The following is a 26,722-nucleotide window of genomic DNA, read 5'->3' on the forward strand; positions in this document are numbered from 1 at the left end:
GCCAATCACGCCGGACTCTGAGAATCGAGAAATCACATGCCATCCGTACTAGTGACCGGTGCCAGTCGAGGGATCGGTCTGGCCATCACCAAACACATGAGCGCTCGGGGCTGGCACGTCTATGCCACCGCTCGATCAGCCGCTGACCTTCACGTCCTCGACGAGTTGCCGAATGTGTACTCCATCCAACTGGACATCACCGATCGGGCCGCCGTCGCTGACCTCTATCTGCATCTGCCGCCCAGGCTCGACGCCGTGGTCAACAACGCCGGGATCATCGTCCAGGGGCCTGTGGAGAGCGTTGCGCTCGATGACCTGTCGCGGCTGCTCGAGGTCAACGTCACAGCGCAGATAGCGGTTGTCCAGGCGGTGCTTCCTCAGCTCAGGGCGGCCCGAGGGCGGGTCGTGTTCATGTCCTCGGTCAGCGGGCTGATCACCATGCCGAGCACCGGCGCCTACAGCGCTTCTAAGTACGCCCTCGAGTCACTGGCCGACGCCCTCCGGATGGAACTGCGCCCGTGGGGGATACCGGTGTCGCTGATCGAGCCCGGCCCCACCCGCACCGACATGTGGGGCGATGCTCTCGACGACTACGACCGCATGACCAGTGGCTTGAGCCCGGCTCACCGTGAGCTGTACGCATCGCACCTGGTCGGCACCCGCAAGCTCCTCGGCCGCATGCAGAAGCTTGCCGGTGATCCGGCAAAGGTCGTGTCGGCTGTTGATCGTGCTCTCACTTCCAGGCGCCCGAAGCGTCGCTATCGATGCGACAACGTCAGTCGTGCACAACTGGCGTTCCTCGCCGTCACCCCGACCTCCGTCAGCGATGCCGTGTTTGCTGCCGCCACCACCTCGAAATGAGTTCTCGCATGCCTACGTCCACCGAACTCCGCAGCCGACGACGCCTGCAGATCACTCTCGCGGTTCTTGCGGCGTTCCCGCTGGTCAGCGCCAGTCGAGAGATCACGCTCGGCGCACAGGGCGTGCCCGGTGGATCCCCTGAGGTCGCCCCGACCGTGGACAGTTCGCTGCGCTACGCCAACGTGTACAAGGCCGCCGTCGCACCGGTCATCTGGTCCCAGCTCGGACGGCTCGAGCAGTCGGCAACCGTGAACTATGCGCTGTCCAGCTTGTTCGTGGGCGGACTCGCACGCGTCAGGTCGTGGCAGCAACGTGGGCGGCCCCACCCGGTTGCGATGAGTGCGATCCTTCTCGAACTGGCCGCACCGCCGGCGTTGGTCCTGTGGCAGCGGCGCATCCGCGCCCGCTCAATTGCACTCACCCAGGGAGAGCTGTCATGAGCAATGACCCGGTCATCACCTCGTACGCCCAGGCCCCGGCGCGCACCGTCACGGTCGGAGGCGTGACTTACGCGTACCGCGAGCTGGGTCCGAAGGGCGGCATCCCCGTCGTCTTCTTCGTGCACCTCGCCGCGACCCTGGACAACTGGGATCCCCGCATCGTCGACCCCATTGCCCAGAACCGGCACGTCATCACCTTCGACCAGCGCGGCGTCGGCGCGTCGACCGGGAAGGTTGCGGACACGCTCGAAGAAACGGCCGATCACGCCTACGAGTTCATCGCGGCCCTCGGGTTCGAGAAGATCGACGTCTTCTCGTTCTCGATGGGCGGCATGATCGCTCAGGATCTGATCGTGAAGCACCCCGATCTGGTCCGCAAGCTCGTCCTCACCGGAACCGGGCCGCGTGGCGGCAAGGACATGGACAAGGTCGTCGGTGTCACCTACTACGACATCCTCCGCGCGACCCTGACCCGGTCGGACCCCAAGGAGTTCCTGTTCTTCAACCGCGACGCGGCCGGCAAGGCGGCCGGGAAGGCGTTCGTGAAGCGGCTCCAGGAGCGCACGGTCGACCGTGACGAGGAGATCAGCCTCAAGGCTTTGCGGACCCAGTTGAAGGCGATTCAGGAGTTCGGCCGGTCTGCCCCTTCGGACCTGTCGACGTTCACCCAGCCGACGCTGATCGCCAACGGCGACCACGACCGGATGGTACCGACGGTTCTCTCCGAGGACCTGCATCGCCGGATCAAGGGCAGCGAGTTGATCATCTACCCGGACTCCGGTCACGGCGGTGTCTTCCAGTACCACGAGCAGTTCGCCCCGCTCGCAGCAGCCTTCCTCGCGGACTGACGGCCCAGAAGCTCGCATCGGCGTGGCTTCGCTGCATCTGTCCTGACGATCCATTCCTGGGAGATCAACCATGTCGTCGTACAATCTTTCTCAGCTGCTCACCGAGTCGGCTGCCCGGAATCCAGATCGCATCGCTCTGGTGTTCGGGGAGACCCAGATCAGCTATGCGGAACTGGATGCCGCCTCCAACAAGGTGGCGAACCTGCTCGTGTCGCGGAACATCGAGCCGGGGGACAAGGTCGCCCTGTCGTGTCCCAACCTGCCGTACTTCACGATCGTGTACTTCGGAATTCTGAAGGTTGGGGCGACCGTGGTGCCGCTCAATGTTCTTCTGAAGGGACGCGAGGTTGCCTACCACCTGGCCGACTCTGAGGCCAGGGCGTACTTCGCGTTTGAGGGCACGGCCGACTTGCCGATCGGCGAGGAGGCGTGGCGTGGATTCCAGGAGAGTGATGGCTGCACCGAGTTCTTCCTGATCGAGTCGGGTGCGGGTGCCGGCGCCTGGGGCGACGGGGAACAGCCGGAGCGCCACGCCGCCGCGGTGTCCGGCCAGGCTGCGACCTTCGAGGTCGTGGCGCGCGATGAGGACGACACCGCGGTGATCCTCTACACCTCCGGCACCACCGGTCAGCCCAAGGGAGCGGAGTTGCGGCACCGCAACATGCGTGACAACGCGCTTGCCGGATTCGATCTGTTCCGGTCGGATGTCGAGCGTCCGGACACCTATTTGTGCGTGCTGCCGCTGTTCCACTCGTTCGGACAGACGGTCATCCAGAACGGGGCCATCGCGTTCGGCGGCACCGTCGTGCTGCAGCCGCGCTTCGAGGCCCGCGCAGCGCTCGAACTGATGGTGAACCACGGTGTGACCTTCTTCGGCGGAGTCCCGACGATGTACTGGGGCCTGTTGGGAGCGCTCGACGACACGGTCGACGTCGCCAGCCTGACCAGGAACCTCCGGGTGGCGGTGGCCGGAGGTTCGGCACTCCCCGGCGAGATCCACAAGGCTTTCCGGGAGCGGTTCGGGGTGACGATCCTGGAGGGCTACGGGCTCTCCGAGACCTCGCCCGTCGCGTCCTTCTCGACGTACGGCGAAGAACCGCGGGTCGGTTCCATCGGTGTTCCGATCAAGGGGGTTCAGATGAAACTCATCAACGAGGAATGGGCAGACGTCAAGGAGGTCGCGGGAGAGATCGGCGAGATCGCGATCAAGGGCCACAACGTCATGCGGGGCTACTACAACCGGCCCGAGGCAACCGAATGGGCCATCAAGGACGGGTGGTTCCGCACGGGCGATCTTGCCCGCAAGGACGATGACGGGTTCTATTACATCGTCGATCGGTCGAAGGACATGATCATCCGCGGCGGGTTCAACGTCTATCCGCGCGAGATCGAGGAACTGCTCATGGAGCACCCGGCGGTCTCGATGGTTGCGGTCATCGGCGTGCCGCACGAGTCGCATGGCGAGGAGATCAAGGCCGTCGTCGTCCGGACTTCTGGGGACCAGACGACCGAAGCCGAACTGCGGTCCTGGTCCAAGGACCAGTTGGCCGCGTACAAGTACCCACGCATCGTCGAATTCGCCGATGCGCTACCCATGACCGCAACAGGGAAGGTGCTCAAGCGTGCGCTGAGCTAGCGAAACTGTCGCCTCACGGGCGGGTAGGGCGGATGCGGCAAGCCTCCGCCCGCCGACTGAACCAACGGCTCACGACAGCACCTACCCCCTTCCCATCACAGGTTGATCATGTGGCCGATGAGGCCGTGGAACCCCTCTTGGAGGGCCTCTCCGAGGGTGGGATGGGTGTGGACGTTGCGTGCCAGTTCAGCAGCGGTGAGGTCCCACTTCTGTGCGAGCGTGAGTTCGGGCAGAAGTTCGGCCACGTCGGCACCGACGAGGTGGGCGCCCAGGAGTTCTCCGTGTTCGGTGCTCGCGATCAGCTTGATGAATCCGCTGGGGTCGCCGAGGCCTTGGGCTTTGCCGTTCGCTGTGAAAGGGAACTTCGCGACGGTTATGTCGTGTCCGTCGTCGATGGCCTGCTGCTCGGTCAGCCCGAACGAGGCGACTTGGGGTTGGGAGAAGGTGGCTCTTGGCATCATGCGGTAGTCCGTGATGGGCATCGTCTCTGCGCCGGCGATGGTTTCGGCGGCGACGACGCCTTGGGCCTCGGCGACGTGGGCGAGTTGGAGTTTGGCGGTCACATCGCCGATGGCGTACAGGTGCGGGATGGTGGTGCGCAGCTGTTCATCGATGCGGATGGCGCCGTGGTCGGTCAGTTCGATGCCGGTGTTCTCCAGGCCGTAACCGCGTGTGCGAGGTGTGAAGCCGACTGACATCAGCACGCGACGAGTGTCGATGGTGTGGGTGGATCCCGACGCGTCGACGTAGGTCACTGAGACGCCCTCCTTGGTGGTGTCGTCGTTGTCGTGATCCTCGATGGACCTCACCTTGGTGGAGGTCAAGATGGTGATGCCGAGTTTCCGGTACTGGCGGGCGATCTCTTTGGAGACTTCTGGGTCCTCGTTGGGTAGTACCCGATCGGCGTACTCGATCAGGGTCACCGTGACGCCGTAGTTGACCATGACGTAGGCGAATTCCATGCCGATGGCACCAGCTCCGACGATCACGATTGAGTCGGGCAGTTCGCGCTCGAGGATCTGGGATTCGTAGGTGACGACGTTGGTGCTCAGTGCGACGCCCGGCAGCAGCCGGACTTCTGATCCGGTTGCGATGATGGCGTCGTCGAACGTGAGGACCCGGGTGTCGCCGGTCGTCGTGGTGACCGCGAGGGTGCGGGCGTCGAGGAAGGATCCGTGGCCGTCGATTTCGACGATCTTGTTCTTCTTCATCAGGAAGTGGACGCCTTTGACGCGTCCGTCGGCTACGGCGCGGCTGCGGTCGAAAGCCGCCCCGTAGTCGAAGTTCACTTGACCGGAGATCCCGAACACCTCGGCGCGGCGTTGGACCGTGTGAGCCAACTCGGCGTTGCGCAGCAGCGCCTTGGACGGGATGCACCCGACGTTCAGGCACACCCCTCCCCAGTACTTGGACTCGACGACCGCGACCGACTTGCCGAGTTGTGCCGCTCGAATAGCGGCGACATATCCGCCCGGGCCGGCGCCGAGGACAACGACGTCGTAGTGAGTGTTCATGCTGGCACCGTCTGGCACTGTCACGACGGTGAGGATTCGGCCAGCGTGGGGTAGTCGAGGTAGCCCTTCGGGCCGCCGGCGTAGAGAGTGGCGGGATCCAGATCGTTGAACGGCGCATCGTCACGGAGCCGCTCGACCACGTCGGGGTTGGCCAGTGCGAACTGCCCGAGAGGGGCGACGTCGGCCAGGCCGGCCTCGACGTACTCGGCGATCTCGTCGCGGGTTCGCCCGTAGCGCAACACCAGCAGCGCGGTGGGCCACACCTCACGGAACGACCGAAGCAGTTCTTCGTCGCCCAGGTGATGCACGTGCAGGTACGCCAGGTTCAACGGCGCGAGTTCGGCGACAAGATGCCGGTACTGAGCACGGATCTCCTCGGAGTCGCCTTCAGCGAGCCCGCCGAGGGGAATGCCAGGCGAGATACGGATGCCGGTGCGCTCCGGTCCGATCGCCTCGGCAACGGCACGCGCGACCTCTACGACGAACCGGGAGCGGTTCTGGATCGAGCCGCCGTACTCGTCGGTGCGCTGGTTCGCGTTCGGAGCCAAGAACTGGTGCAGCAGGTATCCGTTCGCGCCGTGGATCTCGACCCCGTCGGCTCCTGCATCGACAGCAGACTTGGCCGCCTGGGCGAACTCGGCGACCACCCCGGCGATCTCGGTGGTGGTCAACTCCCGGGGGATCGGTGTCTTCTGCATTCCCGTTGGAGTGAAGAAATCCTGATCGGCCGAGATCGCCGATGGCGCCACCGGCACGCGGTGGTGGGGCGTGTTGTCGGGGTGCGACATCCGACCCACGTGCATGAGCTGGACGAACAGATGGCCGCCCTTGTCGTGCACCGCGTCTGTGACGCGTCGCCAGCCCTCGACGTGCTCGGGCCGGTAGACACCGGGCGTGTTCAGGTACCCCTGGCCATCATCCGAGGGCTGCGTTCCCTCGGTGATGAGCAGGCCGAGGGAGGCTCGCTGGGCGTAGTACTGGGCCATGATCTCGCTCGGGGTCCCGTCGGCCTGTGCCCGGCTGCGAGTCATCGGAGCAAGGGCAAGACGGTGGGACAGCGTGAGCTTCCCGAGAGTGAGCGGCTCCCACAGGGTCGGGCTGGTCGTCATCAGGTGCATCCTTGGTTGTTGGGCCACCGACAGCATGGGTGCCGGTGAAGTTGAGGTGAGCGGTAGCGGTCAGCGCGCCAGCTGCGGGTAGAGCGCTTCGATGGGAGCCGCCAAGCCAGCCTTGACCTGCACCGACAGGTCGTCTGCGAGCACTTCGAAGGCCCCTGCGGCGATGCCGTCGTAGGCCTTTCGGACGATGTCGGCCGGATCGTTCTTGGCGACGTCAAGGCCTGCCGTCATGGGGGTGTCGGTGTAGCCGAGGTGGAGTGAGGTCACCAGGGTGCCTTGGTCGGCGAGGGCGACTCGTTGGGTGTTGGTGGCGGACCAGAGCGCGGCCTTGGTGGCGCTGTAGCCGTCGCCGATGCCGATCCACGACAACACGGACAGCACGTTGAGCAGGGCCCCTCCGCCGTTGGCGGCGAGAGCCGGCGTGAAGGCTCCGGCGACGGCGAGGGGTCCGAAGAAGTTCACCTCGAACAGGTCGCGCAGGTCAGGGTTGTCGTTCAACACGGTCGAGCCGTTCGAGCTGCCGGCGTTGTTGACGACCAGCGTCACGTCGGTTGCGGCGGCTGCGGCGGCGGCCACGGACGCGGGATCCGTGACGTCCAGGGCGAGGGTCACGACGCGCGGGTCGTTCCACTCGCGTGGCGTGCGTGCGGTCGCGTACACGGTGCGTGCGCCGCGTTCGAGGGCCTGCTCCACGAAATGTGTGCCGAGCCCTCCGTTTGCTCCGGTGACGAGAACGACGTCGAAGACTGCCATTTCAGATCCTTTCGATGATGGTTGCGTTGGCCAGGCCGCCGGCTTCGCACATGACCTGGAGGCCGTAGCGGCCCTCGCGCTGTTCGAGAACGTTGAGGAGAGTCGTGGCCAGGCGGGCACCAGAGCCGCCCAGGGGATGACCGATGGAGATCGCGCCGCCGTTGATGTTGACCTTGTCCAGAGAGGCGCCGGTCTCGGCCTGCCAGGCGAGTACGACGGACGCGAATGCCTCGTTGACTTCAAAGGCGTCGATGTCGGCAATCGTGAGACCCGCGCGAGCGAGGACCTTCTGGGTTGCCGGGATGATCCCGGTGAGCATGAAGAGGGGGTCGTCACCGGCGACGGCGAAGGAGTGCACGCGTGCGCGGGCCCGGAGTCCGTGCGCCTCTGCTGCTGCCTGTGACATCACCAGCAGCGCGGCGGCACCGTCGTTGACGGGAGAACTGTTGCCGGCGGTCACCTTCCAGTCGATCTCGGGGAAGCGCTGGCTCCAGTGGTCGTCCTGGAACGCGAGGCGCAGTCCGGCAAGCGAGTCGGACGTGGTGTCGGGACGGATCGCCTCGTCGGTGGCGAGGTCGTTGACCTTCACGATCTCGCCGTCGAACAGGCCGTCCTTCCACGCCGTGGCGGCACGCTGGTGCGACATGGCGGCGTACTCGTCGAGCTGGGCGCGGGAAAGGCCCCACTTGGCAGCAATGAGTTCCGCGGAGATCCCTTGCGGGATGAGACCGGGGGCGTAGCGCTGGGCGACGGACGGCCCGGCGAAGTCCTTGCCGGCAAACTGGGTGCCCATCGGGATGCGCGACATCGACTCGACTCCCGAGGCCACCGCGACGTCGTACGCGCCGGCAATCACGCCCTGTGCCGCGAAGTGGAGTGCCTGCTGGCTCGAGCCACACTGACGGTCCACGGTCACGCCTGGCACCGACTCCGGGTAACCCGCAGCGAGGAGTCCCCAGCGTGCGGTGTTGCCGGACTGTTCGCCGACCTGGGCGACGGCGCCGCTGATGACGTCGTCGATGGTTGCGGGGTCGATGCCCGTGCGCTCGACCAATGCGCGCAGGGGGGCCGCGTGGAGGTCGACAGGATGGATCTCGGCGTAGGCGCCACCGGGCTTGCCTTTGGCAACGGGAGTGCGGACTGCGTCGACGATGACGGCAGGATTCATGAGCGATGGCTCCTTCATGTGGGCGGCATCCGAGTCGTTGCCGAGGAGAGGGTCAATGCTGAACCCTATGCGCAGTTAGTTGGAATTTCCAACCTACTTGGTTGTGAAGTCCAACTCATCTAGGGTGGGGGCATGTCATCCCAGGTTCGGCCATGTTCGGTCGCACGCACGCTCGAGATGGTGGGAGCGAAGTGGACATTGCTCGTCGTCCGCGAACTACTGCTCGGCAACCACCGATTCGACGCGATCGTGGGTTACACCGGCGCGCCCCGCGACATCCTGACCTCCAGGCTGCGCAGTCTGGAGGCTGAAGGGTTCGTCGCTCGGGTGCAGTATCAAGCGCGTCCGCCGCGTTTCGAATACCACCTCACCGATCTCGGTCACTCGCTCGGGCCGATCGTCGCCATGATGCGCGAGTTCGGCGATCGCAACCTGGCAGACGAGTCGGGCCCGCCGATGAGGTTCGAGCATGCCTGTGGCGAGGAGTACCACGCCGTCGTGGCGTGCAAGGCCTGCGGCCAGGTCGTCCGTCGTGGTGAGATCCGCCGTATTGAGACTGCCGCGGCCTCCTCGTGAACAATGCATGCGACCCGGCCGTCTGAAGGACCGCTGAACATCACCTACCCGGAGCAGTTGCGCCCGCTCCCGGCGCCGGCGTCATCGTGGCCCTGATCGATGTGGGCGGCATGACGGCTGGAGTGATTGGCCCCGGTCGCCGTTCTGTCCCGTGCTGCAGTCCCGAGTGGCGTGCGGCCTAGGGTGCGGCGAGAGCGACAGCGTGCGAGGCTGCTGCGGATTCGTGCGAATCGCCGTGCATGGTCAGCACGTTCGTGGTCAGGGGTCGGAGGACGTCCTGAACGGGGCTGGCTCGGTGAGCCAGATGCTGGCCGAGTTCCAGGGTGAGGAATCCATGGACGCAGCACCACAACTGATCGGCCACCTCATCCGGGTCCGTGGCGCGTGACAGCCTGCCCGCCTGGACCGCACGCTCACAGGCCCGAACAAGATGGCTGTACGTCGTTCGAAAGGCTCCTGATCGGCGGTCGGCTGACTCGGCTTCCCAGGACCGGTAAGTCCCACGGGTTGAGAGACCGAACATCAGATCGTAACGATGGGGATTGTCCTGGGCGAACTGCCTCATCGCCAAGGCATGGCTGAACAGGTCGGCAACGGGATCGGGGGACTCGACCAGTCCGACGAATTCAGCTGAAAGGTCCTCGAAGCCGCGTTCAACAACGGCATGCATCAGTTCAGGCAGGCCGCCGAGGTGGTGGTAGACCGCGCTTGACGACAGCCCGGCAGCGGTTGCCACGGTGCGGGCCTGGAGCTCGGACGGCCCGTGCCGTGCGAGCAAGTCGGTAGCGGCAGTCACTAGCAGGTCAGTGGCCTGGGTCTTGCTCAGCCGGCGTGCGCTCTGGGTCATGGCTCCACATCGTGTCATTCGTGCCGAGTTGGCGAGACGGTTGCCGGATCGGACTGGCGGCACTAGTATTCCATCACTCTGTAACGAAGTTCCACAAGGAGCATGATGGACATCGAATTCACCTTCCCCTCGATCGAGGTGCGGCGCCACGGGCAGCACGTCCTGGTGGCTCGGTTGTGCACTGATCTCCATGGACTTCTGGGCCGGGATGCCGCCCGCGACCTTGCGTTGTTCGTGAAGAAGGCGGATCGAGACCCCAGCGTTCGTGCCGTGGTGCTGACGGGCTCCCACCCGGAGCGCTTCGTGGGTCACGCTGACCTGGCGTGGTTGCAGGAGGACGGATCGGTTGTCCCGCCCCTGGGTCGCCGGGTGATGTCCGCCGTGGTGTGGCTCGCGCTGATGCTGAACTCCAACCCGATCACGAGGTGGGTCGCCCGGCGCACTCCGGTTCAGGGCGCTCTCCAACTCGACGACATGCACAAAACGCTCAACCTCATGTCGACCAGCTCAACCATTTTCGTGGCGGCGCTGAACGGGTCCGCCCTGGGGCTGGGCGCAGAGATCGCGTGGGCCTGCGATGTGCGGGTGATGGCTGACGGTGACTACGTGATCGGCCATTTGGAGGTTCTGTTGGGCTTCGCGCCCGGCGCCGGGGGAACCCAACGTCTGACAACGCTCGTGGGTCCGCACCGCGCGCGGCGACTCATGCTGGAAGGGTCGCCCTTGTCACCCGCCGAGGCCCTGCGGCTCGGTGTGGTGGATGAGGTCGTACCCACGTCGGAAGTAGTGCAGGTGGGAGTGCGTCAGGCAGAGATCCTCGCAGCTCGACCCCAGTCGGCGATCGGTGCGATCAAGCGCTCCGTGAATGCTGGCATCACTCGCGGGCTCCGCTCAGGCTTGCGGTGGGAGCGCAGCGAGTTCTTGTCCTCGCTTCCGCAACGGGAAGCCCAACAGATCATGCTCGACTACCTGAGCGACACCGAACGCGACGGCGAGCTGCCCGTCTACCGATCAGGAGGCTACGGAAGCGCGTTGGCCCGCGGCCGAGCCAACGGGGGAGAGCCAGAGCTCGATCCCAGCCCGGCGCCGAAGCTGCCCGATAGTGCGACCTATGGTGTCCAGACGGTGCAGTTCAGGTCTGGTTCGTCGTGGTGTCGAGCCTGGCTCTATGTTCCTCACCACGCTGGGGCTGATTCCCCAGTGCCGGTGGTCGTGATGGGCCACGGTTTGGGTGCAACTCGCGATCTGGGACTGGCTCCTTACGCGGAAGAGTTCGCCGATCGGGGCATGGCCGCCTTGGTCTTCACCTACCGAGGTCTGGGTGACAGTGGTGGGCATCCGCGGCAGATCCTCTCGATGAAGCGACAGCTCCAGGACTGGGACGCAGCGATCGCGCACGCAGTCTCGCTCCCTCAGTTGGACAGCGAGCGGATGGCGATCTGGGGGAGTTCGCTGGGTGGTGGACATGCGATCGCCACGGCGGCACGTCATCCAGAGTTGGCGGCGATGGTCGCCCAGTGCCCCTTCACCGACGGCGTCGCCTCCGCCCTCGCGCTCGGACCGGGCAAGTCGATGGCACTCGCCTCGCCGATCGTGCGTGATCTCGTTGCTGTGGCGCGTCGTCGGCCGGCTGTCATGGTCCCGATCGCAGCGGTTCCCGGCGGGGCAGGCTTGATGAGCACGGTCGACGCCCTGAAGGGGATGCACGCGCTGGTTCCCGTCGGGCATCAGTGGCGCAACGAAGCGGCGGCGCGCAGTGTCCTGAGCGTCCTTGGCTACCGGCCGGGCCGCTCCGCGCACCGCATCGCCGTCCCGTCCCTGATCTGCATCAGCACAACCGACACGGTGGCGCCACCGAAAACGGCCGAACGGCAACTCCGGCGATCGCCGTACGCCGACGTACGCACCTATGAGGCGGGGCACTTCGCCTTCTACGTCGGTGCCGCATTCGACCAATTGGTCACGGAGCAGGCGGAGTTCCTCGAAGCGCACCTGAGGCCCGATGTACGGGGCGCTCCGACGATCAGCGCGTCGAGGGGCAGCGATGAGCAGACTCCATGACGGTCTCCTGTTCCTGCTTCTGCGAGGACTCGGCTTCCTGATGAGCACCGGATCACGATTCATGCCATCCCTGCGCTCCCAGATCACCAGGTCCATGACGTTCGAGGTGTCAGCGGGGGACAACGTCTGCCAATACTGGGAGTTCGACGCAACCCACCGCCGAATTCGCTCCGGCTCAGGTCCGAGTCGTCAGCCCGATGGTGCAGTCCACTTCCAGAGCAGCGGACTTGCCCTGCGGGCGCTCACCTCAACCACGACCGTGGATCGAGTCGTGACGGGCATTCACCGAGGCTCGGTCACCTTGCAGGGAAGCGCATTCGTGCTGCTGTGGTTCCACGGATTGACCCGCAAGTTCGTCAAGCGTGGTCGCACAGCAGGGCCGAACTACGAGCTTCCCCACCGCTATCTCGAGCCCGATCCGAATACATGGGGCGGCGAGTCCGTCGTCATCGAGCCAGCCGTGACACGGCTCGCCCCTGAGTGGACCGATGCGTGGCGCGCACGATCCACCCTTCTGCAGGTGCGATCCACCACCGACGAACCAGTTCTGGAGCCTTGACGATGGAGTTCACACGAAGGACGACCACACACGTCAGCCAGGGACAACATTCCATGAGGACGAGCACTCGGCAGGCTGGGCTCAACGACCGCTCACTGGGTTGGCTGCGGTTCATGTGGGACAAGGCCACCACGCCTGACGACTGGTCCGATCAGGGCACACCTCACGCGTGGTGGGACCGCTACAGCGAGCCCCCCATGTGCGCGTTCCCGAGATTCGACGTTGCCGAGATGGGCTACGTCCTGCCCATGATGATCGAGGCGACGCCAGCGTGGCGCGAAGGGTACATCCGAATCCTCGATGAGCTGATTGCCCGCTACCAGTCCTTCTGGGGCGCCATTGACTGGAACACCCTCATCGGCCCTGACCCCAACGTGGATCGGTATCCGCCGGAATGGCTGATGGTGATCCCCGAACACCTGCGGGGGAGCTATCCGCCACCCGGATGGACAGGCAACGGGATCGAACCCTGGGGACTGCAGCCGGACCCGATCGGTTGCGACGGCAACCTCTTTTACCGCGGCTGGTTGACGCTCCTGATGAGCATCCGTCGCTACATCTCCGGGGACTCGACCGAAGCGGACTCGTTCCAGGTGACGGGATATCAAAACCGGAAGTTCACGTGGAGTCACGAGCGGATGGCGCAGTTCATGTCGAACCAACTCGTGGCTCGACCGCAGGGCGCCCACTGTGAGAACACCAAGATCTGGCCGTTCTGCATGAGTGCGGCGGGCCTCGGACTGCAGTTGTACGACGCCGTGCTCGGAACGTCCGTGAATGACGCGTTCCGGGGATGGATCAAATACGCCGAACAGCACTACATGGGGCGCGACCGCCACGGCCGGATCGACTGGGTTGCCTTCTACTACGACCCCATCGAGGACGCGACCATGACGTTCCCCGGGGCCGTCAACGCGTACAGCTCCCTGATCCTGCTCCATTACCTCACTCCGCAGGACCAGCAGTTGGGCATCGACCTGTACGAATCCTCGATGCGTCGACTCGGCTGGAGTAACCCGAAGATCCCGGTCGTGCAACTGGCTGATGACCCTCAACTGCTCTCCACCGGGCTGTGGATGGCTCGCGAACTCGGAGATCAGGTCACCTGGGACCGGCTCCGCGAGGTGGCGGAGCGCGAGTTCGAACCACGGTGGTTCGGCGAGGATGACTCCCGCTTCGCCTTCTGGTTCCAGGAGTCCACCCAGTGGCCCCGCGGACAACTCAATGCCACCATGATGATGGTCGAATGTGCCGAGCCCGGAGCATGGTCGCGGGTGTTCAACTCGCCGAACCTGGACATGCACCACCAACCGACTGTCCACGGCGTCGACTATCCGACGGTCGGCATCCGGCGAACCCATCACGACGCCGGGCGCGGTGCCCTGGAGATTGACACCTATGCCGCGACCCCGCGACTGCGGGGCACGAACACGTCGTTCGTCGTCAACCAACTCCCGGTGCTCGATCGTCTGAGCGTGCATCTCGACGGTCGACCTCACTCAGCGTGGAAGCCCGAGGGTTCGACGTCCATCCGCATCGACCTCAGCGTCGACTCCCACCATGTCCTCATCACCTACCTGTGAACTCGCACGAAGGAAATCTCATGTCGCCCTACGCAGACCTCAACAACCGTCTTGGCGCTCTGCTGACCCTCACCAGTGCGCCCGTCGCGGTCACCTTCAGGGAAACTGCCCCGTCGGGAGACGTGGATCCAGTCGCACCAGCGCCGGCTGGGTGTTGCTTCTGGGCGCCCGCCCGGGAGCAACGTCTTGACACCATTCCTGCCGACCACGCGAACTGCAGCGTGGGCAGCTACACCCACGGCCTCCTGCCGTTGGCGGAGGCCGCAGCAGGAGCAGACACCGCTGCTCTGCTGGCCAGTGGGTGGGTGGGCGAAGCCGATCTCGTGGGCGCCCCGGTGCTGCCGTTCGCCCCGGCATCGATCACCTACGAACCCCTGGCGGAGGCGACCAGTCCCGATGTCGTCCTGCTGCGGCTCACGGCGTCTGCTGTGATGACACTTGCAGGAGCGATTCCGGAGCTGAAGTTGGTGCCCAAACCGCAGTGTGTCATCGTCCCGCTCGCCTACTCAGGCGAGGTCGCCGTCAGCCCGGGCTGTGCGGTGAGCCGGACCCGGACTTCGTTGCCCGACGATGAAATGACGTGCGCTGTGCCGGCGGCGAATCTCCATTCGTTCATCGATCGGTTGACCGCCTCGAGTGTGGCCGATCGAGCAGTCAGCGAGTTCGCGGCAGCCGACATGGCAGCCAACTTCAGCGGTTGAACCCTTGGCGCGCGCCCGGGTCGAGCTGCCGACCATGGCGTCGTGCAGGTGGAGGTTCGCGCGAGGCATGAGCCGAGCCGCTGACCGCCGAAGGAGCGGCTCACGTGCCGATGGCCTCGTTGAACAGACCTGCATAGAACAGCTGGGCAATGATCGTGGCCGAGGCACTGATCAGCATCAGGTTGACGAGCATGGACTGCGCCGTGGCATGGCCGACGCCCACAGGTCCGCCCTCCGCGGTGTACCCGAAGTAGCAGGAAACAAGTGTCACGATCACGGCCACGATGGTCGCCCAGAGCACTGCGATGGTGAGGTCGCGTGGGCTCTGGAACAGGAACAGGACGTAGTGGTACCCGCCCGGGGACACGGCGCCGAGCGCGTCGACGAAGAAGAACTTCGACGCGGCGAAGTGAATGCCCAGTGCGATGGTGAACATCGGCGGAACCACCACGATCGCGGCCATCAGGCGGGTTCCTACCAGGAACGGCAGGGACTGGACGCCCATCACCTCCATGCCGTCGATCTCCTCACTGATCCGCATGGCACCGAGCTCGGCAACGGTGCCGCAGCCGGCCTTTGCCGCCAGGACCCACCCGAACACGATCTGGGAGATCCCACGCATCATGGGCACCGCAGTGATGGAGCCCACGTAGCTCTCCAGCCCGATCCCTTCGAAGAGGAAGGTCCCGGTGATGCCAATGAGCGCCCCGAGCATGAAGAGCATGAAGAAGACGACCGGTGCATTCGACTTGATCATCAGCCCGACCTGCCGCATCACTTCGCTCGGGTAGAGCCGGAGCGCGGTGGGGACGGACTTGAACGCCTGGACAGAGAAGGAAACGAGCGAGCCCGCTCCCCGCAGAAGTGATGTGCCGGGCGCGTCGGATCCGGGAGCGCTGGTCCGGTCGGTGCTCATCGGAATCCTCCGAGTTCGGGGAAAAGGCCCAGGACGACTGCGTTGTAGCCCAACTGGAGGACGAACAGTGCGAGGAAGCAGACCACCACGCTCTGGTTGACCGCGCGGCCAAGGCCGGTCGATCCCCCCTGGGCGTGGAGGCCCTTGTAACTGGAGACGGTGGCGATGATCGTCCCGGCCAGCAAGCAGTTGACCACCATGGCGATCAGTTCGGTCTGACTCTGATTGATCCACAGGAACGAGTAGAAGTCGGGAGACTCGATCCCACCGATGAAGCTGGCGGCGAATTGGCAGGAGAGGATCGCGATCCACTGGGCAGGGATGCTGAGGAGGGTTGTGATGAGGATGACCGCGACGACCTTCGGCAGCACCAGGACCCGGATCGGGTCCACCCCCATGACCACCATGGCGTCGAGTTCCTCGCGGACCTTTCTCGAGCCGAGTTCGGCTGTGATCGAGGCTCCGATCACGCCTGCGACCAGCAGGGTGGAGACCCATACCGTGAAGGTTCGCGTGCAGTGGACGACCAGGAGTGGTCCGAAGTACTCACCCACACCGGCAAGGTTGACGAACTGCATGCCTGTGGTCGCGAGCGCTGTGAGGAAGCCGAAGATCCCGACCGCGATCGCGAACCACGACTTCGTGATGGTGAAGTGCATCTGCTCCACGACATCGCCCCAGTAGCCGCGTGGGTTCCGTACGGCGCTCCGCAAGACCTTGCCCAGCAACATCGCCATCCCGCCGACCTCGGCGACAAGGTCCCGGGGCCCGGACGGGATGAGGGCGACGGCGCGGTTCAGCCGGCCGTCGTATGGCCCCCCGGCCTCGATCGGCGGCCCTTCCGGAAGCACGCGCTGACTGCGTTCACGCACGGCCGGGCTCCCAACCGGCAGCGAGGGCTTCCTGGCGGATCGCTCGCAACAGCGCCCACGTCATCACGGGGAACCAGCTGCCGAAGGCAGCGGCGGGAATCCAGAACCCGATCATCCCGGTCCACGCGAACACGCCGTCGTGGAAGAAGACGATGAGTGATGCCGGGAGCACCAGGAACGAGAGCCAAAGACTGAACCACGCGATCCAACGGGGAAAGACAGGCTCATCGGTTCCGTCGCCGAGTGTGACCACGGCGATCGCGACCAACTGACCCACGACCGGCGGCCACGGAAGGATGAGCAGGATGTAGGAGAAGTCGTTCATGAGGAGGGTGATCTCGGCAGGCCGTTCGGGCCGAAAGGCACCCACCATGAAGAAGACCATCGGCACGATCGAGATCACGGTCACGACGATCCCGGAGCCGAACTGGAGCGCGGACATCATCGGAACGCCCGGTTCTGCCCGCCGCATCTGGAGGCTGACCACCAGCGAGAACGGCAGCGTGAGGAAGGCGCCGCCCATGGCCAGGGTCAGCCCGATCAGACGCAGCGTCTGGTTGGACGCATAGTGCTCAGCGACCTGTGCAGCGGAGTCCGTCGCGGGGACGAGCGGAATGAAGCCGGCCATCAGACCCCACCCACCGAAGAGACAGAGCGTGAACACCGGTCCGCACCAGGCCATCACGACCTGCACCTGACGCGCGCGTTCGGCTTGTCTCCTCCGCAGGTCGGGAGCAGCCGATTCCGGTGACTGCACGATCTGGCTCATGGGGCGGCTCCTGTGGGTGCGATGACGTGATGGGCACCACATTCGCATTCTTTGAAGATCTTTTCAATACTGAAAGAACGTTCAGATTGCCGAGGTCGGCCGACCGCCTCCCGCACCCACCTACAGCTTTCGCGTCCCGTGTCCCGGCTACGCTGGCGACCATGGCCAGAGCCAGTGTGGGGAACAACCGAGCCGACCTTCGTCGCGCTCGCACCCGACGTCTTCTGGTCGCGGCCGGCCGCGAGCTGGTCGCGAGCAAGGGCGTGGCCGGTCTGCGGATCCAGGACATCACCGAGCAGGCCGACGTCGCCCTGGGGTCGTTCTACAACCATTTCGCCAGCAAGGACGAGCTGGTCGAAGCCGTTGTCGAGGAGTCCCTCGCCGAGATGGCTTCGACCGCCGGCATCAACGACGGAAATCGGCACCAGGATCCCGCGGTGACCGCGGCGCTCGCGGTGCTCCGGATCGTCGGGATCGCCTTCTCCGACCCCGAACTGGCTCGTCTCCTCGTACGCCTGGACCACTCTGATCTGGTCTACGCCCGTGCGCTACGGCCCCAGGCGTCCGAGGTCGTCCGGGCTGGTATGGAGGTCGGGCGATTCTTCATACCCGATGTCGACGTCGTCGTGCACACGGTCGTGGCTGGGTCCCTTGCCCTGATCCGCCGAATCCTCGATGGCGAGCACGACGCGTCCGTGGTTTCGCTCCAGGCCGAGCTGACCCTGCGGCTGCTGGGGCTCGGTGTCGACGAGGCCGCCGAGATTGCGCGCAGGTGCGTCGAGATCCGGCCAGACGGCGACCAAGATCGGATGGTGCTGCCGTGACCGCTGTGTCACCGGGTCAGGCGCGGAAAGCGCTGGTCGTATTCGGAGGCGAGCCCATCCAGTGCGCGATCTCCAGAGCAACTCCGATTTCGAGGCTGTTGGAGCCGAGTGCCATGGGAAGCATCTCCTCTGCGCGCTGAATGCGATTGAGGATGGTGTTGCGGTGGGCGAAAAGTGCCCGTGCGGTACGCGACGCGTTGAACTGTTCGCGAATGTAGGTGCGCAGGGTGGTCCGCAATTCGGGGTCGGCCATCGCCAGCGGCCCCAACGTCCGGGAGACGAACTCGCGGGCCTTCGCATCGTCCTGGGTGGCGAGGGCGACGAGCTGGATGTCGGCGAAGCGGGCCACTTGCAGGTCCGGCAATCGCTGGGCCAGACGTTGCGTTTCGATGGCATCGAGATGGCTGCGCCGGAAGCCCTCGACGCCAGTGTCCTCAGGGCCGATCGCAATCCGCACTCCGTCGATCTGTGCTGTTGCGGCGGCGATGGCGGCGATGTCGATGGAGCCCGCATTCGCGAGCCAGGTCCACAGTGATGAGGAGCTGGCGATGACGTGCAGTGTCTGTCGCGCGTTGGTGGTCGTGCCCAGGGCCTCCGCCGCGCGTTGCAGTGCGCGGCGGTCTGAGTCCCGCGGATCCATCCACAGGACCGCGGCCGTGTGGCGGCGGTCGAACCGGTACCCGAGGCGTTCGCTGGCCCGGTCGGTGGTGATGGGTGCCCCTTCGAGGATGAGGCTCACGGTCTCGAGCTTCTGGGCGTGGGTTCCCCGGGTCAGGCCGGCGCGTTCGGACTCGAGCAGTTCGGTCAGTGCGACGAGCGTGGCGTCGATGTAGCGGGCCAATGAGCCGGCGGCAATGTCGAGGGCCTGCTCCAGCGTGGCCGGGTCCGACGAGGCGGTGAAGGCCAGTCGCGTCCAGTTCCGCCACAACGCCGTGTGGCCAGCGTGATAGGCGGGTGCGAGGTCATGGGCCACCCCCAGGCGGAAGGCGTCCCGGGCGATGCCGACCACTTCGGTGCTCAGGTTGACGGGCACCGGACCGCTCGGGTCGCGCAGGAGTGACGCCGCCCAGTGCAGGATGTTGCTGCGGGTGCTCGCCATGACTTCCGCGGACAACGAAGGCTCGGTCCGGAACATGTCGCGGATCGCGGCGAACACGGCGTCGTCCTGGTTCGCCAGGACGTCGGCAGGTTCCTCGAGCAGCAGTTCGGACACCCGACGGATGACGTCTGCGGTCGCGCTGGTCATCGGGGTCCGCTCCGTCACGATGCTGAGGCTACCAATCCGTGCGTGGGCAAAGTGCCCATCCACATGCCGCGTTTCTAGGCGGATCGTCCTTGTCGGGAGGAGGTCGCTGGCTGGATGGTTGTGACGTCCGACACAGCGGGCGCAGGCGAAAGGAAACGAGTATCCATGTCCTCACTCGACAATTTGACGGTCCTGGGATCGGGAGTGCTGGGTGGGCAGATTGCCTGGCACAGCGCATACAAGGCAAAGAAGGTCGTCGTGTACGACATCGATCTGGATGCCATCGACCGATGCCGCGCAACCCACGACCAGTACGCCGCGATCTACCTGTCGGAAGTGGGAGCGAGCGAGGCAGACATCGTCGCCACGCGCCAGCGCCTGACCTTCACGACCGACCTGGCCGCAGCAGTGGCCGAAGCCGACCTGGTGATCGAAGCGGTGCCGGAGGTACGCGAGATCAAGTCCGCCGTCTACCGAGACATGGCCGGCCTCTTGCCCGCCCACACGTTGTTGGCGACCAACTCCTCCACCCTTCTTCCGAGCGACTTCGCAAAGGACACCGGCCGCGCCGACAAGTTCTGTGCACTCCACTTCGGCAACGGGATCTGGACCATGAATTTCGCTGAGGTGATGGCCCATCCCGGATCGTCGCGGGAGACGCTCACGCAGGTCACCGAGTTCGCCGTCGAGATCGGGATGGTGCCGATCCCGGTGCTCAAGGAGCACAACGGCTACATCGTCAACAGCTGGTTCGTGCCCCTGCTCAATGCGGCACAGACACTCGTGACCAACGGCATCGCCAGGCCCGAGGACGTGGACCGCACCTTCATGATCGGAGGTCGGGCGGTGGGCCCGCTGGGCATGATGGACATGGTCGGGATGAAGACCTCCTACGACGTCCTCGCCCTGTGGGGCAAGGAACTGGGCGACGCTCAGATGAGCGCCAACGCGGACTACATCAAGGAGCGCTTCCTCGACAAGGGATTGCTGGGCGTCCCCACCGGTGAGGGCTACTACACCTACCCCGAGCCCGCCTACGCACATCCCGGCTTCCTCGACATTCCCGACATCGCGGACTTGCCGGACTTCGTTGCCTCGATGCTGCCGCTCTGAGCCCACCTCTCTCGTACTGAAAGTGACATTCGCAATGAACCAGAACACACAAGCGCCTCCTACCTTCGAGCACGTCGACGTCCTGGTGGTGGGAGCCGGCCTCACCGGCATCGGCACGGGCTACCACCTGAAGACCTTGCAGCCTGACAAGACGTTCGCGATCGTCGAGGCGCGTGACGCGATCGGTGGGACCTGGGACCTGTTTCGGTATCCGGGCATTCGGTCGGACGCCGACCTGCACACCTTCGGCTTCGGCTTCAAGCCGTGGACTCGCGACAACGCGATCGCGAACGCCGACGAGATCCTCGAGTACCTGCAGGAAACGATCGACGAAAACGACCTGGCGCGGCACCTGCACCTCGGCCACAAGGTCATCTCTGCGAACTTCTCGTCGGAGGAGGCGCGGTGGATCGTCACCATCGAGCGCAGCATCGACGGCCACAGGTTCGAAGTCTCGTGCGGCATGTTGTTCTCAGCGGCTGGCTATTACGACGTCGACAACGGGTACACCCCTCACTTCGAGGGACGCGATCGGTTCCGTGGCGAGCTCGTGCACCCGCAGCACTGGCCGGAGGATCTCGACTACACAGGCAAGAAGGTCGTTGTCATCGGTAGCGGCGCGACTGCGGTGACCCTGATTCCGGTCATGGCGGAGACGGCTGGCCATGTCACCATGCTCCAGCGCTCACCCTCCTATGTGATGCCCGCTCCTCGCCAGGACCCCATCGCCAACGGCTTGCGCCGACTGCTTCCTGCGAAGGCCGCATACGCCGTCACGCGGGCGATCAACATCAACAAGCAGTACATGCTCTACAACGCCAGTCGACGCTTTCCCAAGCAGATGCGGGCGCTCGTGCGCAGGGTCAATGTGAACGCCCTTCCCGACGGCTACGACGTGGACACGCACTTCAAGCCGAACTACGCGCCGTGGGACCAGCGGATGTGCGTGGTGCCTGACTCTGACCTCTTCAACGCCATCGCCGACGGGTCAGCCTCCGTCGTCACTGACCACATTGAATGCTTCACCGAGAACGGAGTCCTGCTGAAGTCCGGGGCCGAGCTCGAGGCCGACCTGATCGTCACAGCCACCGGCCTCAACATGGTGCCCTTCGGCAAGATCCCGCTCCACGTGAACGGTGAGCAGGTGAACCTGCATGACCAGATGTCGTACAAGGGCCTCATGGTCAGCGACGTGCCCAACTTCGTCTTCACCATTGGATACGTCAACCACGCCTGGACACTCAAGGCCGACCTGGTCGCCCAGTGGTTCTGTCGCCTCCTGGGCCACATGGACCGGCACGGCCTCACGACCGCCACACCTGTGGTCGACGACCCGACCCTGACCCGGGCGCCGCTGATCAACATGGGCACCGGATACGTCAATCGCGCGATGCACCTGTTCCCGCAGCAGGGGTCCCACGGACCGTGGAAGCTGGACCAGGACTACAAGCTCGATCGCACCATGCTTGGGAAGGACCCCATCGAGGATCAGGCACTTCAGTTCGCCGGCACCCATGTCCAGGAGGCAGCGGTGGCCCTGGCTGCAGTCGGCCCGGCGAGCGCACGCCGATGACGACCCCGACCTTCGTCACCGTCGCCGGCCGACCTACCCGCGTCCGCATCGAGGGCGACCCGGCCAACTCCCCGGTGGTGCTGCTCCACGGGATCGGCCGCAGCCTCGAGGACTGGGGACCGCAATACGCACGCATGCGCGCACACCATCGCGTGATCGCGTTGGACCTCGCTGGATCCGGGTTCTCTGCTCGCTCGCCCGAACCGACCACGCTGGAGGTGCTGGCCCGTGGGGTGCTGGAAACCCTCGATGTGCTCGGCGAGCTGCGTCCGGTACACCTGATGGGCAACTCACTGGGCGGCGCGGTCGCCATGCAGGTCGTCGCTTTGGCTCCCGATCGGGTGACCAGCCTCGTGTTGGTGAACAGCGCGGGCTTCGGGGCGGAGGTTGCTTTGCCGCTGCGTCTGTTGGCCGTCCCGCTCCTGGGAGAACTTGCGGTGCGACGAACGACCCGAGGCAGTGCGCGGATGGCTGAGCTCCTCAACTTCGCCGATTCCACGCTCGTGACCCCGGCTCGTATCGACCATGCTCTTGCGATCGCGGAACAGCCCGACGCCAGCACGGTGCTCCTCGAGACCGTTCGGGCGCTCGCCACCTTCCGTCGCATCAGCCATGGTTGGCGCGAACGACTCATCGCGGCGACCGCCGAACACGCGCGGCCGACCCTCGCAGTCTGGGGTGATCAGGACCGCGTCCTTCCAGCGCATCATCTCAACGCCGTACGGCGGGCCTTCCCGCACGCCGACACAGAACTCTTCGCCGGCATCGGTCACATGCCCCAGATCGAGTGTCCCGAGGACTTCGCCAACCGCGTTCTTGCGTTCCTCCGGGACGTCGAACGTGCCACCCCCCTGACGCGAGCGCGGTCCACCACTCGCGGTGCACCGCGTCGACGCAAGGCCGCCGCCACCGCCTGAGAACCCATCCCTAGGAGAACACCACCATGCCTGCGTACAACCTGTCCGAACTGCTGACGCGGACAACCGCGCGAAACCCGGAACGCACAGCCATCGTCTTCGGCGACAGCCGGATCACCTATGCGGAGTTGCACGCCGCCTCCAACCAGGTGGCCAACCTGCTGGTTTCGCGCGGTATCGGGCCGGGCGACAAGGTTGCCCTGTCGTGCCCCAACCTGCCCTACTTCACGATCGTGTACTTCGGCATCCTCAAGGCCGGCGCGACGGTGGTGCCGCTGAACGTGCTGCTGAAGGGTCGCGAGGTCGCGTACCACCTCGCCGATTCGGACGCCAAGGCGTACTTTGCGTTCGAGGGCACTGCCGATCTGCCGATCGGGGAACACGCGTGGCACGGCTATCAGGAGAACGAGGGCTGTGCCGAGTTCTTCCTGATCGAATCGGGGACCGGCGACTGGGGCCCAGGGGGACGTCCCGAGAGCTACTCGACGGCAGTCGCACAACAGCCAACAACCTTCGAGATCGTTCCGCGGGACGAGGAGGACACGGCCGTGATCCTCTACACGTCTGGCACGACGGGCCAGCCGAAGGGCGCGGAGTTGCGCCACCGCAACATGCGGGACAACGCCCTCGCTGGCGTGAACTTGTTCCGATCGGACGTCGAGCGCCCGGACACCTACCTGTGCGTCCTGCCTCTGTTCCATTCCTTCGGACAGACCGTCATCCAGAACGGCGCGCTCGCGTTCGGTGGCACGATCGTCCTGCAGCCGCGCTTCGAGGCCCGTTCCGCCCTTGAGCTGATGGTTGCCAACGGAGTGACCTTCTTCGCTGGCGTGCCGACGATGTACTGGGGACTGCTGGGGGCGCTCGACGAGACGGTCGACATCACCGCAGTGACGAGCTCTCTGCGAGTGGCGGTCGCCGGTGGTTCGGCCCTTCCCGGTGAAATTCACAAGGCGTTCCAGGACCGATTCGGCGTCACGATCCTGGAAGGCTATGGCCTGTCCGAGACCTCGCCGATCGCGTCGTTCTCGACGTACGGCGACGTTCCGCGCGTGGGCTCGATCGGCACCCCGATCGAGGGTGTCGAGATGAAACTCATCGACGAGGACTGGGCCGACATCAAGGATGTCGCGGGCGAGATCGGCGAGATCGCGATCAGGGGTCACAACGTCATGAAGGGCTACTACAACCGGCCCGACGCGACCGACTGGGCCATCCGGGACGGGTGGTTCCGGTCAGGCGACCTCGCCCGCAAGGACGACGACGGGTTCTACTACATCGTCGATCGGTCGAAGGACATGATCATCCGTGGCGGCTTCAACGTCTATCCCCGCGAGATCGAGGAGTTGCTCATGGAGCATCCGGCCGTCTCGTTGGTGGCGGTCATCGGAGTCCCGCACGAGTCGAATGGCGAGGAGATCAAGGCCGTCGTTGTCCGAACGGCCGGCGACGACACGACTGCCGAGGAACTTGTTTCATGGGCCAGGAGCCAACTGGCGGCGTACAAGTACCCACGCATCGTGGAGTTCGTCGACGCCCTGCCCATGACGGCGACGGGAAAGATTCTGAAGCGCGAACTGGCCTGACAAGTCCCGTTGCCGTGGGGCATCAGCGCTCGTCGCTGGTGCCCTGGCCGCGACGACGCGCGCGCAACTGCCGGGGAGACTCGTCGTACCAGCGCCGACAGGCCCGCGTGTAGCTGCTCTGTTCGGAATAGCCGAGCGCGCTCGCGATCTGGGAGACCTGCATTCCGGTCGCGGACAGTTGCCACGCCAACTCCTTGCGGACGTCGTCCAGGATCTCCTCGAAGGTGGTTCCTGAGTCAGCGAGCCGGCGCTGGAGCACCCGCGGATGCAATGCCATCGCCCGCGCCGCCGCGGCGAGGCTTGCTTGATTGACGACCAAGAGGCGGCGGGTCAGGTCCCGGACATGATCAGCTGCCTCTTGGTCGGGGCCGATTCCCGCGAGGTACCGCTCGGCGAGTGCGAGTGCCGCGGCGTCACGCCCCAGGATGGTCTGATTGACCACGCGATGGGGAAGGTGGACGGAGTTCAGTTCCGCCTCGAACTCGACCGGACAGCCGAACATCTCCCAATAGCTGGAGTTCGGTGAGATTCGTCGGTGCTGCATGGTGACCCGCACAGGTACGAAGTCGACGCCGAGCATCAGCCGGAAGGCATCCAGGGAAATGCCGAGACCTTTCTCGACCCACTGGTCGTGCCGTGCGAGTTGACGCACGGAGGTGGTGAGGGTGAAGACCGCCTGCTCCGACCCGCGGATCAGTTCGACGTGGTCCGTGGGTGCGATGTTGTGCAGGAACCGGGAGACGCCATCAATGGCGGAGCCGACCGTCTCCGCGTTGCGGATGATGACCGCGACCGGGCCAAGAATCTGGACGCCCTGTTCCCGGGCCAGGCGCATGCCGAAGTCGGAGCAATTCATCGCCTCAGCCGCGTCGGCGACCACCGCTGCGGCCGCTGCGCTGGAGAGGAATGCGTCGTAGTCACCTGCGGCAGCCGGATCGATCCCGCGGGCGCGCAGCAGCGCCTTGCCATCGCCGCCGAGGCTCGAGACCAACGCCTGGAAGTTGAGGAGTGCGGTTCCTCGGATGAGCGGGCCCATAGTCGCCAATTGTCAAATAATTGTCGCTCAAAGGCAAGTTTGAGGGTCGAGTCGGTGCCAGCATCGTGATCACCGTCACAGCCGTGCCGCGTGGGTCTCACAGCAGGAGTTCAGCGATGTCAATGAATGTCGTCAGCATGGTCAACGGGGAACTGGAGGTGGTCCAGGTCCCGATCCCGAAGCCCGGCCCGGGGGAGGTGCTGGTCAAAACGCTCGCCGTCGGTATCTGCGGGAGCGACCTGCATGCCCTCAAGCATGGCGCCGACCTGGTCGCAGGCGTGCACGCTGTCAGTGGAATCGAACTCTTCAAGCTCGACGAGCCCGTCGTCATGGGGCATGAGTTCTGCGCCGAAGTGGTCGAGTACGGACCCGACACCCGTGGGACGCTCGGACCTGGCACCAGGGTGACCTCGGTCCCCTTCCTTCTGCGCCCGCCGGTTCTCCTGCTCGGCTATGCCGGGTACGAGACGCCGGGCGCGTACGCCGAGTACATGCTGCTGTCCGAGGACCTCCTGCTCCCGGTGCCGGACGAAGTTCCCAACGAGATCGCTGCACTGGCCGAACCCCTCGCGGTGGCGCTGCACGCCGTCAACCGAGGCGCAGTCGGCGCCGACGACGTCCCGATCGTCATTGGCTGTGGCCCGATCGGGCTGGCGGTCATTGCGATTCTCAAGATGCGGGGAATCGGCCCGATCGTGGCCGCGGACTTCTCGCCGACGCGTCGGGCGCTTGCCGAGAAGCTCGGCGCAGACGTTGTCGTCGACCCGGCGGAGACCTCGCCGTATGAAGCATGGAATTCGATCGCGGCGACCGATGACCCGGCCCGGATCGGCCGACAGACAACGATGTTCCCAGGCGCCGCTTTCCGTCCGTCCGTGGTGTTCGAGTGTGTCGGCGTTCCCGGAGTGATCCAGCAGATCCTGGCGGGCGCCGCACCTTGCTCGAAGGTGGTTGTCGCCGGCGTATGCATGGAACAGGACGCGTTCCAGCCGACCTATGCCCTCCTGAAGGAGATCGACGTGGTCTTCTGCATGGCCTACACGCCCGACGAGTTCGCTCAGGCGCTGGGTCATCTGGCCGCTGGGGAACTGGAAATCGCTCCGCTGATCACCAGTCACGTTGGCCTCGACGAGGTGCCCGAAGCATTCACCAGGCTGGCCGCCCCGGGGCGCGACGCCAAGATCATCGTCATCCCCTGAGAGAAG

At 65.2% G+C, this 26,722-nt stretch carries 25 protein-coding genes; 15 read left to right on the forward strand and 10 right to left on the reverse strand.

Annotated elements, in window-relative coordinates; all coding sequences use genetic code 11:
* Positions 1–51: 51 nt before the first annotated feature.
* The 4 genes from HRC28_RS06770 (at position 52) to HRC28_RS06785 (ending at position 3,785) form a co-directional block, all read left to right on the forward strand.
* Positions 52–861, forward strand: a complete 810-nt coding sequence (locus HRC28_RS06770) for an SDR family NAD(P)-dependent oxidoreductase (RefSeq protein WP_202033246.1) — start codon at positions 52–54, stop codon at positions 859–861.
* A gap of 8 nt (positions 862–869) precedes the next feature.
* Positions 870–1,301, forward strand: a complete 432-nt coding sequence (locus HRC28_RS06775) for a DUF4345 domain-containing protein (RefSeq protein ID WP_182379376.1) — start codon at positions 870–872, stop codon at positions 1,299–1,301.
* Positions 1,298–2,149 (forward strand): alpha/beta hydrolase, encoded by an 852-nt coding sequence (locus tag HRC28_RS06780; protein WP_182379377.1) that lies wholly within the window; start codon positions 1,298–1,300, stop codon positions 2,147–2,149. The genes HRC28_RS06775 and HRC28_RS06780 overlap by 4 nt, the downstream gene beginning before the upstream one ends.
* A gap of 70 nt (positions 2,150–2,219) precedes the next feature.
* Positions 2,220–3,785 carry a long-chain fatty acid--CoA ligase gene (locus HRC28_RS06785; protein WP_182379378.1) on the forward strand — a complete coding sequence of 522 codons (1,566 nt, stop codon included), beginning with the start codon at positions 2,220–2,222 and terminating at the stop codon, positions 3,783–3,785.
* Positions 3,786–3,880: 95 nt separating this feature from the next.
* Here the strand turns inward: HRC28_RS06785 and lpdA are convergent, their stop codons facing one another.
* The 4 genes from lpdA to HRC28_RS06805 all read right to left on the reverse strand — a co-directional run bounded on the left by lpdA (position 3,881) and on the right by HRC28_RS06805 (position 8,338).
* Positions 3,881–5,299 (reverse strand): dihydrolipoyl dehydrogenase, encoded by a 1,419-nt coding sequence (lpdA, locus tag HRC28_RS06790; protein ID WP_182379379.1) that lies wholly within the window; start codon positions 5,297–5,299, stop codon positions 3,881–3,883.
* 20 nt (positions 5,300–5,319) lie between these two features.
* On the reverse strand, positions 5,320–6,408 hold the full coding sequence (locus HRC28_RS06795; protein ID WP_182379380.1) for an alkene reductase: 1,089 nt from the start codon (positions 6,406–6,408) through the stop codon (positions 5,320–5,322).
* A 69-nt stretch (positions 6,409–6,477) separates the two neighbouring features.
* On the reverse strand, positions 6,478–7,170 hold the full coding sequence (locus HRC28_RS06800; RefSeq protein ID WP_182379381.1) for an SDR family oxidoreductase: 693 nt from the start codon (positions 7,168–7,170) through the stop codon (positions 6,478–6,480).
* Between the two features lies 1 nt (position 7,171).
* Positions 7,172–8,338, reverse strand: coding sequence for a thiolase family protein (locus tag HRC28_RS06805; RefSeq protein WP_182379382.1), 1,167 nt, complete (start codon positions 8,336–8,338; stop codon positions 7,172–7,174).
* Between the two features lie 132 nt (positions 8,339–8,470).
* On the opposite strand from HRC28_RS06805, the gene HRC28_RS06810 reads away from it, so the two are divergent.
* Positions 8,471–8,914, forward strand: coding sequence for a helix-turn-helix domain-containing protein (locus HRC28_RS06810; protein ID WP_182379383.1), 444 nt, complete (start codon positions 8,471–8,473; stop codon positions 8,912–8,914).
* Between the two features lie 178 nt (positions 8,915–9,092).
* Here HRC28_RS06810 and HRC28_RS06815 read toward each other — a convergent pair whose 3' ends face one another.
* A complete protein-coding gene (locus tag HRC28_RS06815; RefSeq protein ID WP_182379384.1) occupies positions 9,093–9,761 on the reverse strand; it encodes a TetR/AcrR family transcriptional regulator in 669 nt (222 codons plus the stop codon).
* A gap of 105 nt (positions 9,762–9,866) precedes the next feature.
* Between HRC28_RS06815 and HRC28_RS25120 the strand changes: the two genes are divergently transcribed.
* Genes HRC28_RS25120 through HRC28_RS06835 form a run of 4 tightly spaced genes read left to right on the forward strand, consistent with a single transcriptional unit; the run spans position 9,867 to position 14,665 of the window.
* Positions 9,867–11,822 (forward strand): alpha/beta fold hydrolase, encoded by a 1,956-nt coding sequence (locus HRC28_RS25120; protein ID WP_202033247.1) that lies wholly within the window; start codon positions 9,867–9,869, stop codon positions 11,820–11,822.
* The gene (locus tag HRC28_RS06825) at positions 11,806–12,381 is read left to right on the forward strand and encodes a hypothetical protein (RefSeq protein ID WP_182379385.1); all 576 of its coding nucleotides are present in this window, start codon (positions 11,806–11,808) and stop codon (positions 12,379–12,381) included. Before HRC28_RS25120 ends, HRC28_RS06825 begins: the two co-directional genes overlap by 17 nt.
* 53 nt (positions 12,382–12,434) lie before the next feature.
* Positions 12,435–13,964, forward strand: a complete 1,530-nt coding sequence (locus tag HRC28_RS06830) for a hypothetical protein (RefSeq protein ID WP_182379386.1) — start codon at positions 12,435–12,437, stop codon at positions 13,962–13,964.
* Positions 13,965–13,984: 20 nt separating this feature from the next.
* Complete coding sequence (locus HRC28_RS06835) at positions 13,985–14,665, forward strand: DUF169 domain-containing protein (protein WP_182379387.1); 681 nt, start codon at positions 13,985–13,987, stop codon at positions 14,663–14,665.
* A gap of 100 nt (positions 14,666–14,765) precedes the next feature.
* Here HRC28_RS06835 and HRC28_RS06840 read toward each other — a convergent pair whose 3' ends face one another.
* The 3 genes from HRC28_RS06840 to HRC28_RS06850 are packed head-to-tail and all read right to left on the reverse strand — an operon-like array spanning position 14,766 to position 17,222.
* A complete protein-coding gene (locus HRC28_RS06840) occupies positions 14,766–15,581 on the reverse strand; it encodes an ABC transporter permease (protein ID WP_202033248.1) in 816 nt (271 codons plus the stop codon).
* Positions 15,578–16,453 (reverse strand): ABC transporter permease, encoded by an 876-nt coding sequence (locus HRC28_RS06845; RefSeq protein ID WP_182379388.1) that lies wholly within the window; start codon positions 16,451–16,453, stop codon positions 15,578–15,580. Before HRC28_RS06845 ends, HRC28_RS06840 begins: the two co-directional genes overlap by 4 nt.
* Positions 16,446–17,222, reverse strand: coding sequence for a hypothetical protein (locus HRC28_RS06850; RefSeq protein ID WP_182379389.1), 777 nt, complete (start codon positions 17,220–17,222; stop codon positions 16,446–16,448). Before HRC28_RS06850 ends, HRC28_RS06845 begins: the two co-directional genes overlap by 8 nt.
* A 161-nt stretch (positions 17,223–17,383) precedes the next feature.
* Here HRC28_RS06850 and HRC28_RS06855 point away from each other — a divergent pair, with 161 nt between their 5' ends.
* Entirely contained in the window at positions 17,384–18,046 is a 663-nt protein-coding gene (locus HRC28_RS06855; protein WP_182379390.1) for a TetR/AcrR family transcriptional regulator, read from the forward strand.
* Between the two features lie 16 nt (positions 18,047–18,062).
* On the opposite strand, the gene HRC28_RS06860 is transcribed toward HRC28_RS06855, so the two are convergent.
* Positions 18,063–19,310: a helix-turn-helix domain-containing protein gene (locus HRC28_RS06860; protein WP_182379391.1), complete on the reverse strand. Its 1,248-nt coding sequence runs from the start codon at positions 19,308–19,310 to the stop codon at positions 18,063–18,065.
* A 147-nt stretch (positions 19,311–19,457) separates the two neighbouring features.
* On the opposite strand from HRC28_RS06860, the gene HRC28_RS06865 reads away from it, so the two are divergent.
* Genes HRC28_RS06865 through HRC28_RS06880 form a run of 4 tightly spaced genes read left to right on the forward strand, consistent with a single transcriptional unit; the run spans position 19,458 to position 24,481 of the window.
* Positions 19,458–20,405: a 3-hydroxyacyl-CoA dehydrogenase gene (locus tag HRC28_RS06865; protein ID WP_182379392.1), complete on the forward strand. Its 948-nt coding sequence runs from the start codon at positions 19,458–19,460 to the stop codon at positions 20,403–20,405.
* Positions 20,406–20,439: 34 nt separating this feature from the next.
* On the forward strand, positions 20,440–21,978 hold the full coding sequence (locus tag HRC28_RS06870) for an NAD(P)/FAD-dependent oxidoreductase (protein ID WP_182379393.1): 1,539 nt from the start codon (positions 20,440–20,442) through the stop codon (positions 21,976–21,978).
* On the forward strand, positions 21,975–22,895 hold the full coding sequence (locus HRC28_RS06875; protein ID WP_182379394.1) for an alpha/beta fold hydrolase: 921 nt from the start codon (positions 21,975–21,977) through the stop codon (positions 22,893–22,895). Before HRC28_RS06870 ends, HRC28_RS06875 begins: the two co-directional genes overlap by 4 nt.
* Positions 22,896–22,921: 26 nt before the next feature.
* A complete protein-coding gene (locus tag HRC28_RS06880; RefSeq protein WP_182379395.1) occupies positions 22,922–24,481 on the forward strand; it encodes a long-chain fatty acid--CoA ligase in 1,560 nt (519 codons plus the stop codon).
* A 22-nt stretch (positions 24,482–24,503) separates the two neighbouring features.
* On the opposite strand, the gene HRC28_RS06885 is transcribed toward HRC28_RS06880, so the two are convergent.
* Positions 24,504–25,517: an AraC family transcriptional regulator gene (locus HRC28_RS06885; RefSeq protein WP_182379396.1), complete on the reverse strand. Its 1,014-nt coding sequence runs from the start codon at positions 25,515–25,517 to the stop codon at positions 24,504–24,506.
* A gap of 116 nt (positions 25,518–25,633) precedes the next feature.
* Here HRC28_RS06885 and HRC28_RS06890 point away from each other — a divergent pair, with 116 nt between their 5' ends.
* On the forward strand, positions 25,634–26,716 hold the full coding sequence (locus HRC28_RS06890) for a zinc-binding dehydrogenase (RefSeq protein ID WP_202033249.1): 1,083 nt from the start codon (positions 25,634–25,636) through the stop codon (positions 26,714–26,716).
* Positions 26,717–26,722 lie beyond the last annotated feature (6 nt).

It is taken from the genome of Nocardioides sp. WS12, from assembly GCF_014108865.1.
In the GTDB taxonomy this organism is placed as follows: Bacteria; Actinomycetota; Actinomycetes; order Propionibacteriales; family Nocardioidaceae; genus Nocardioides.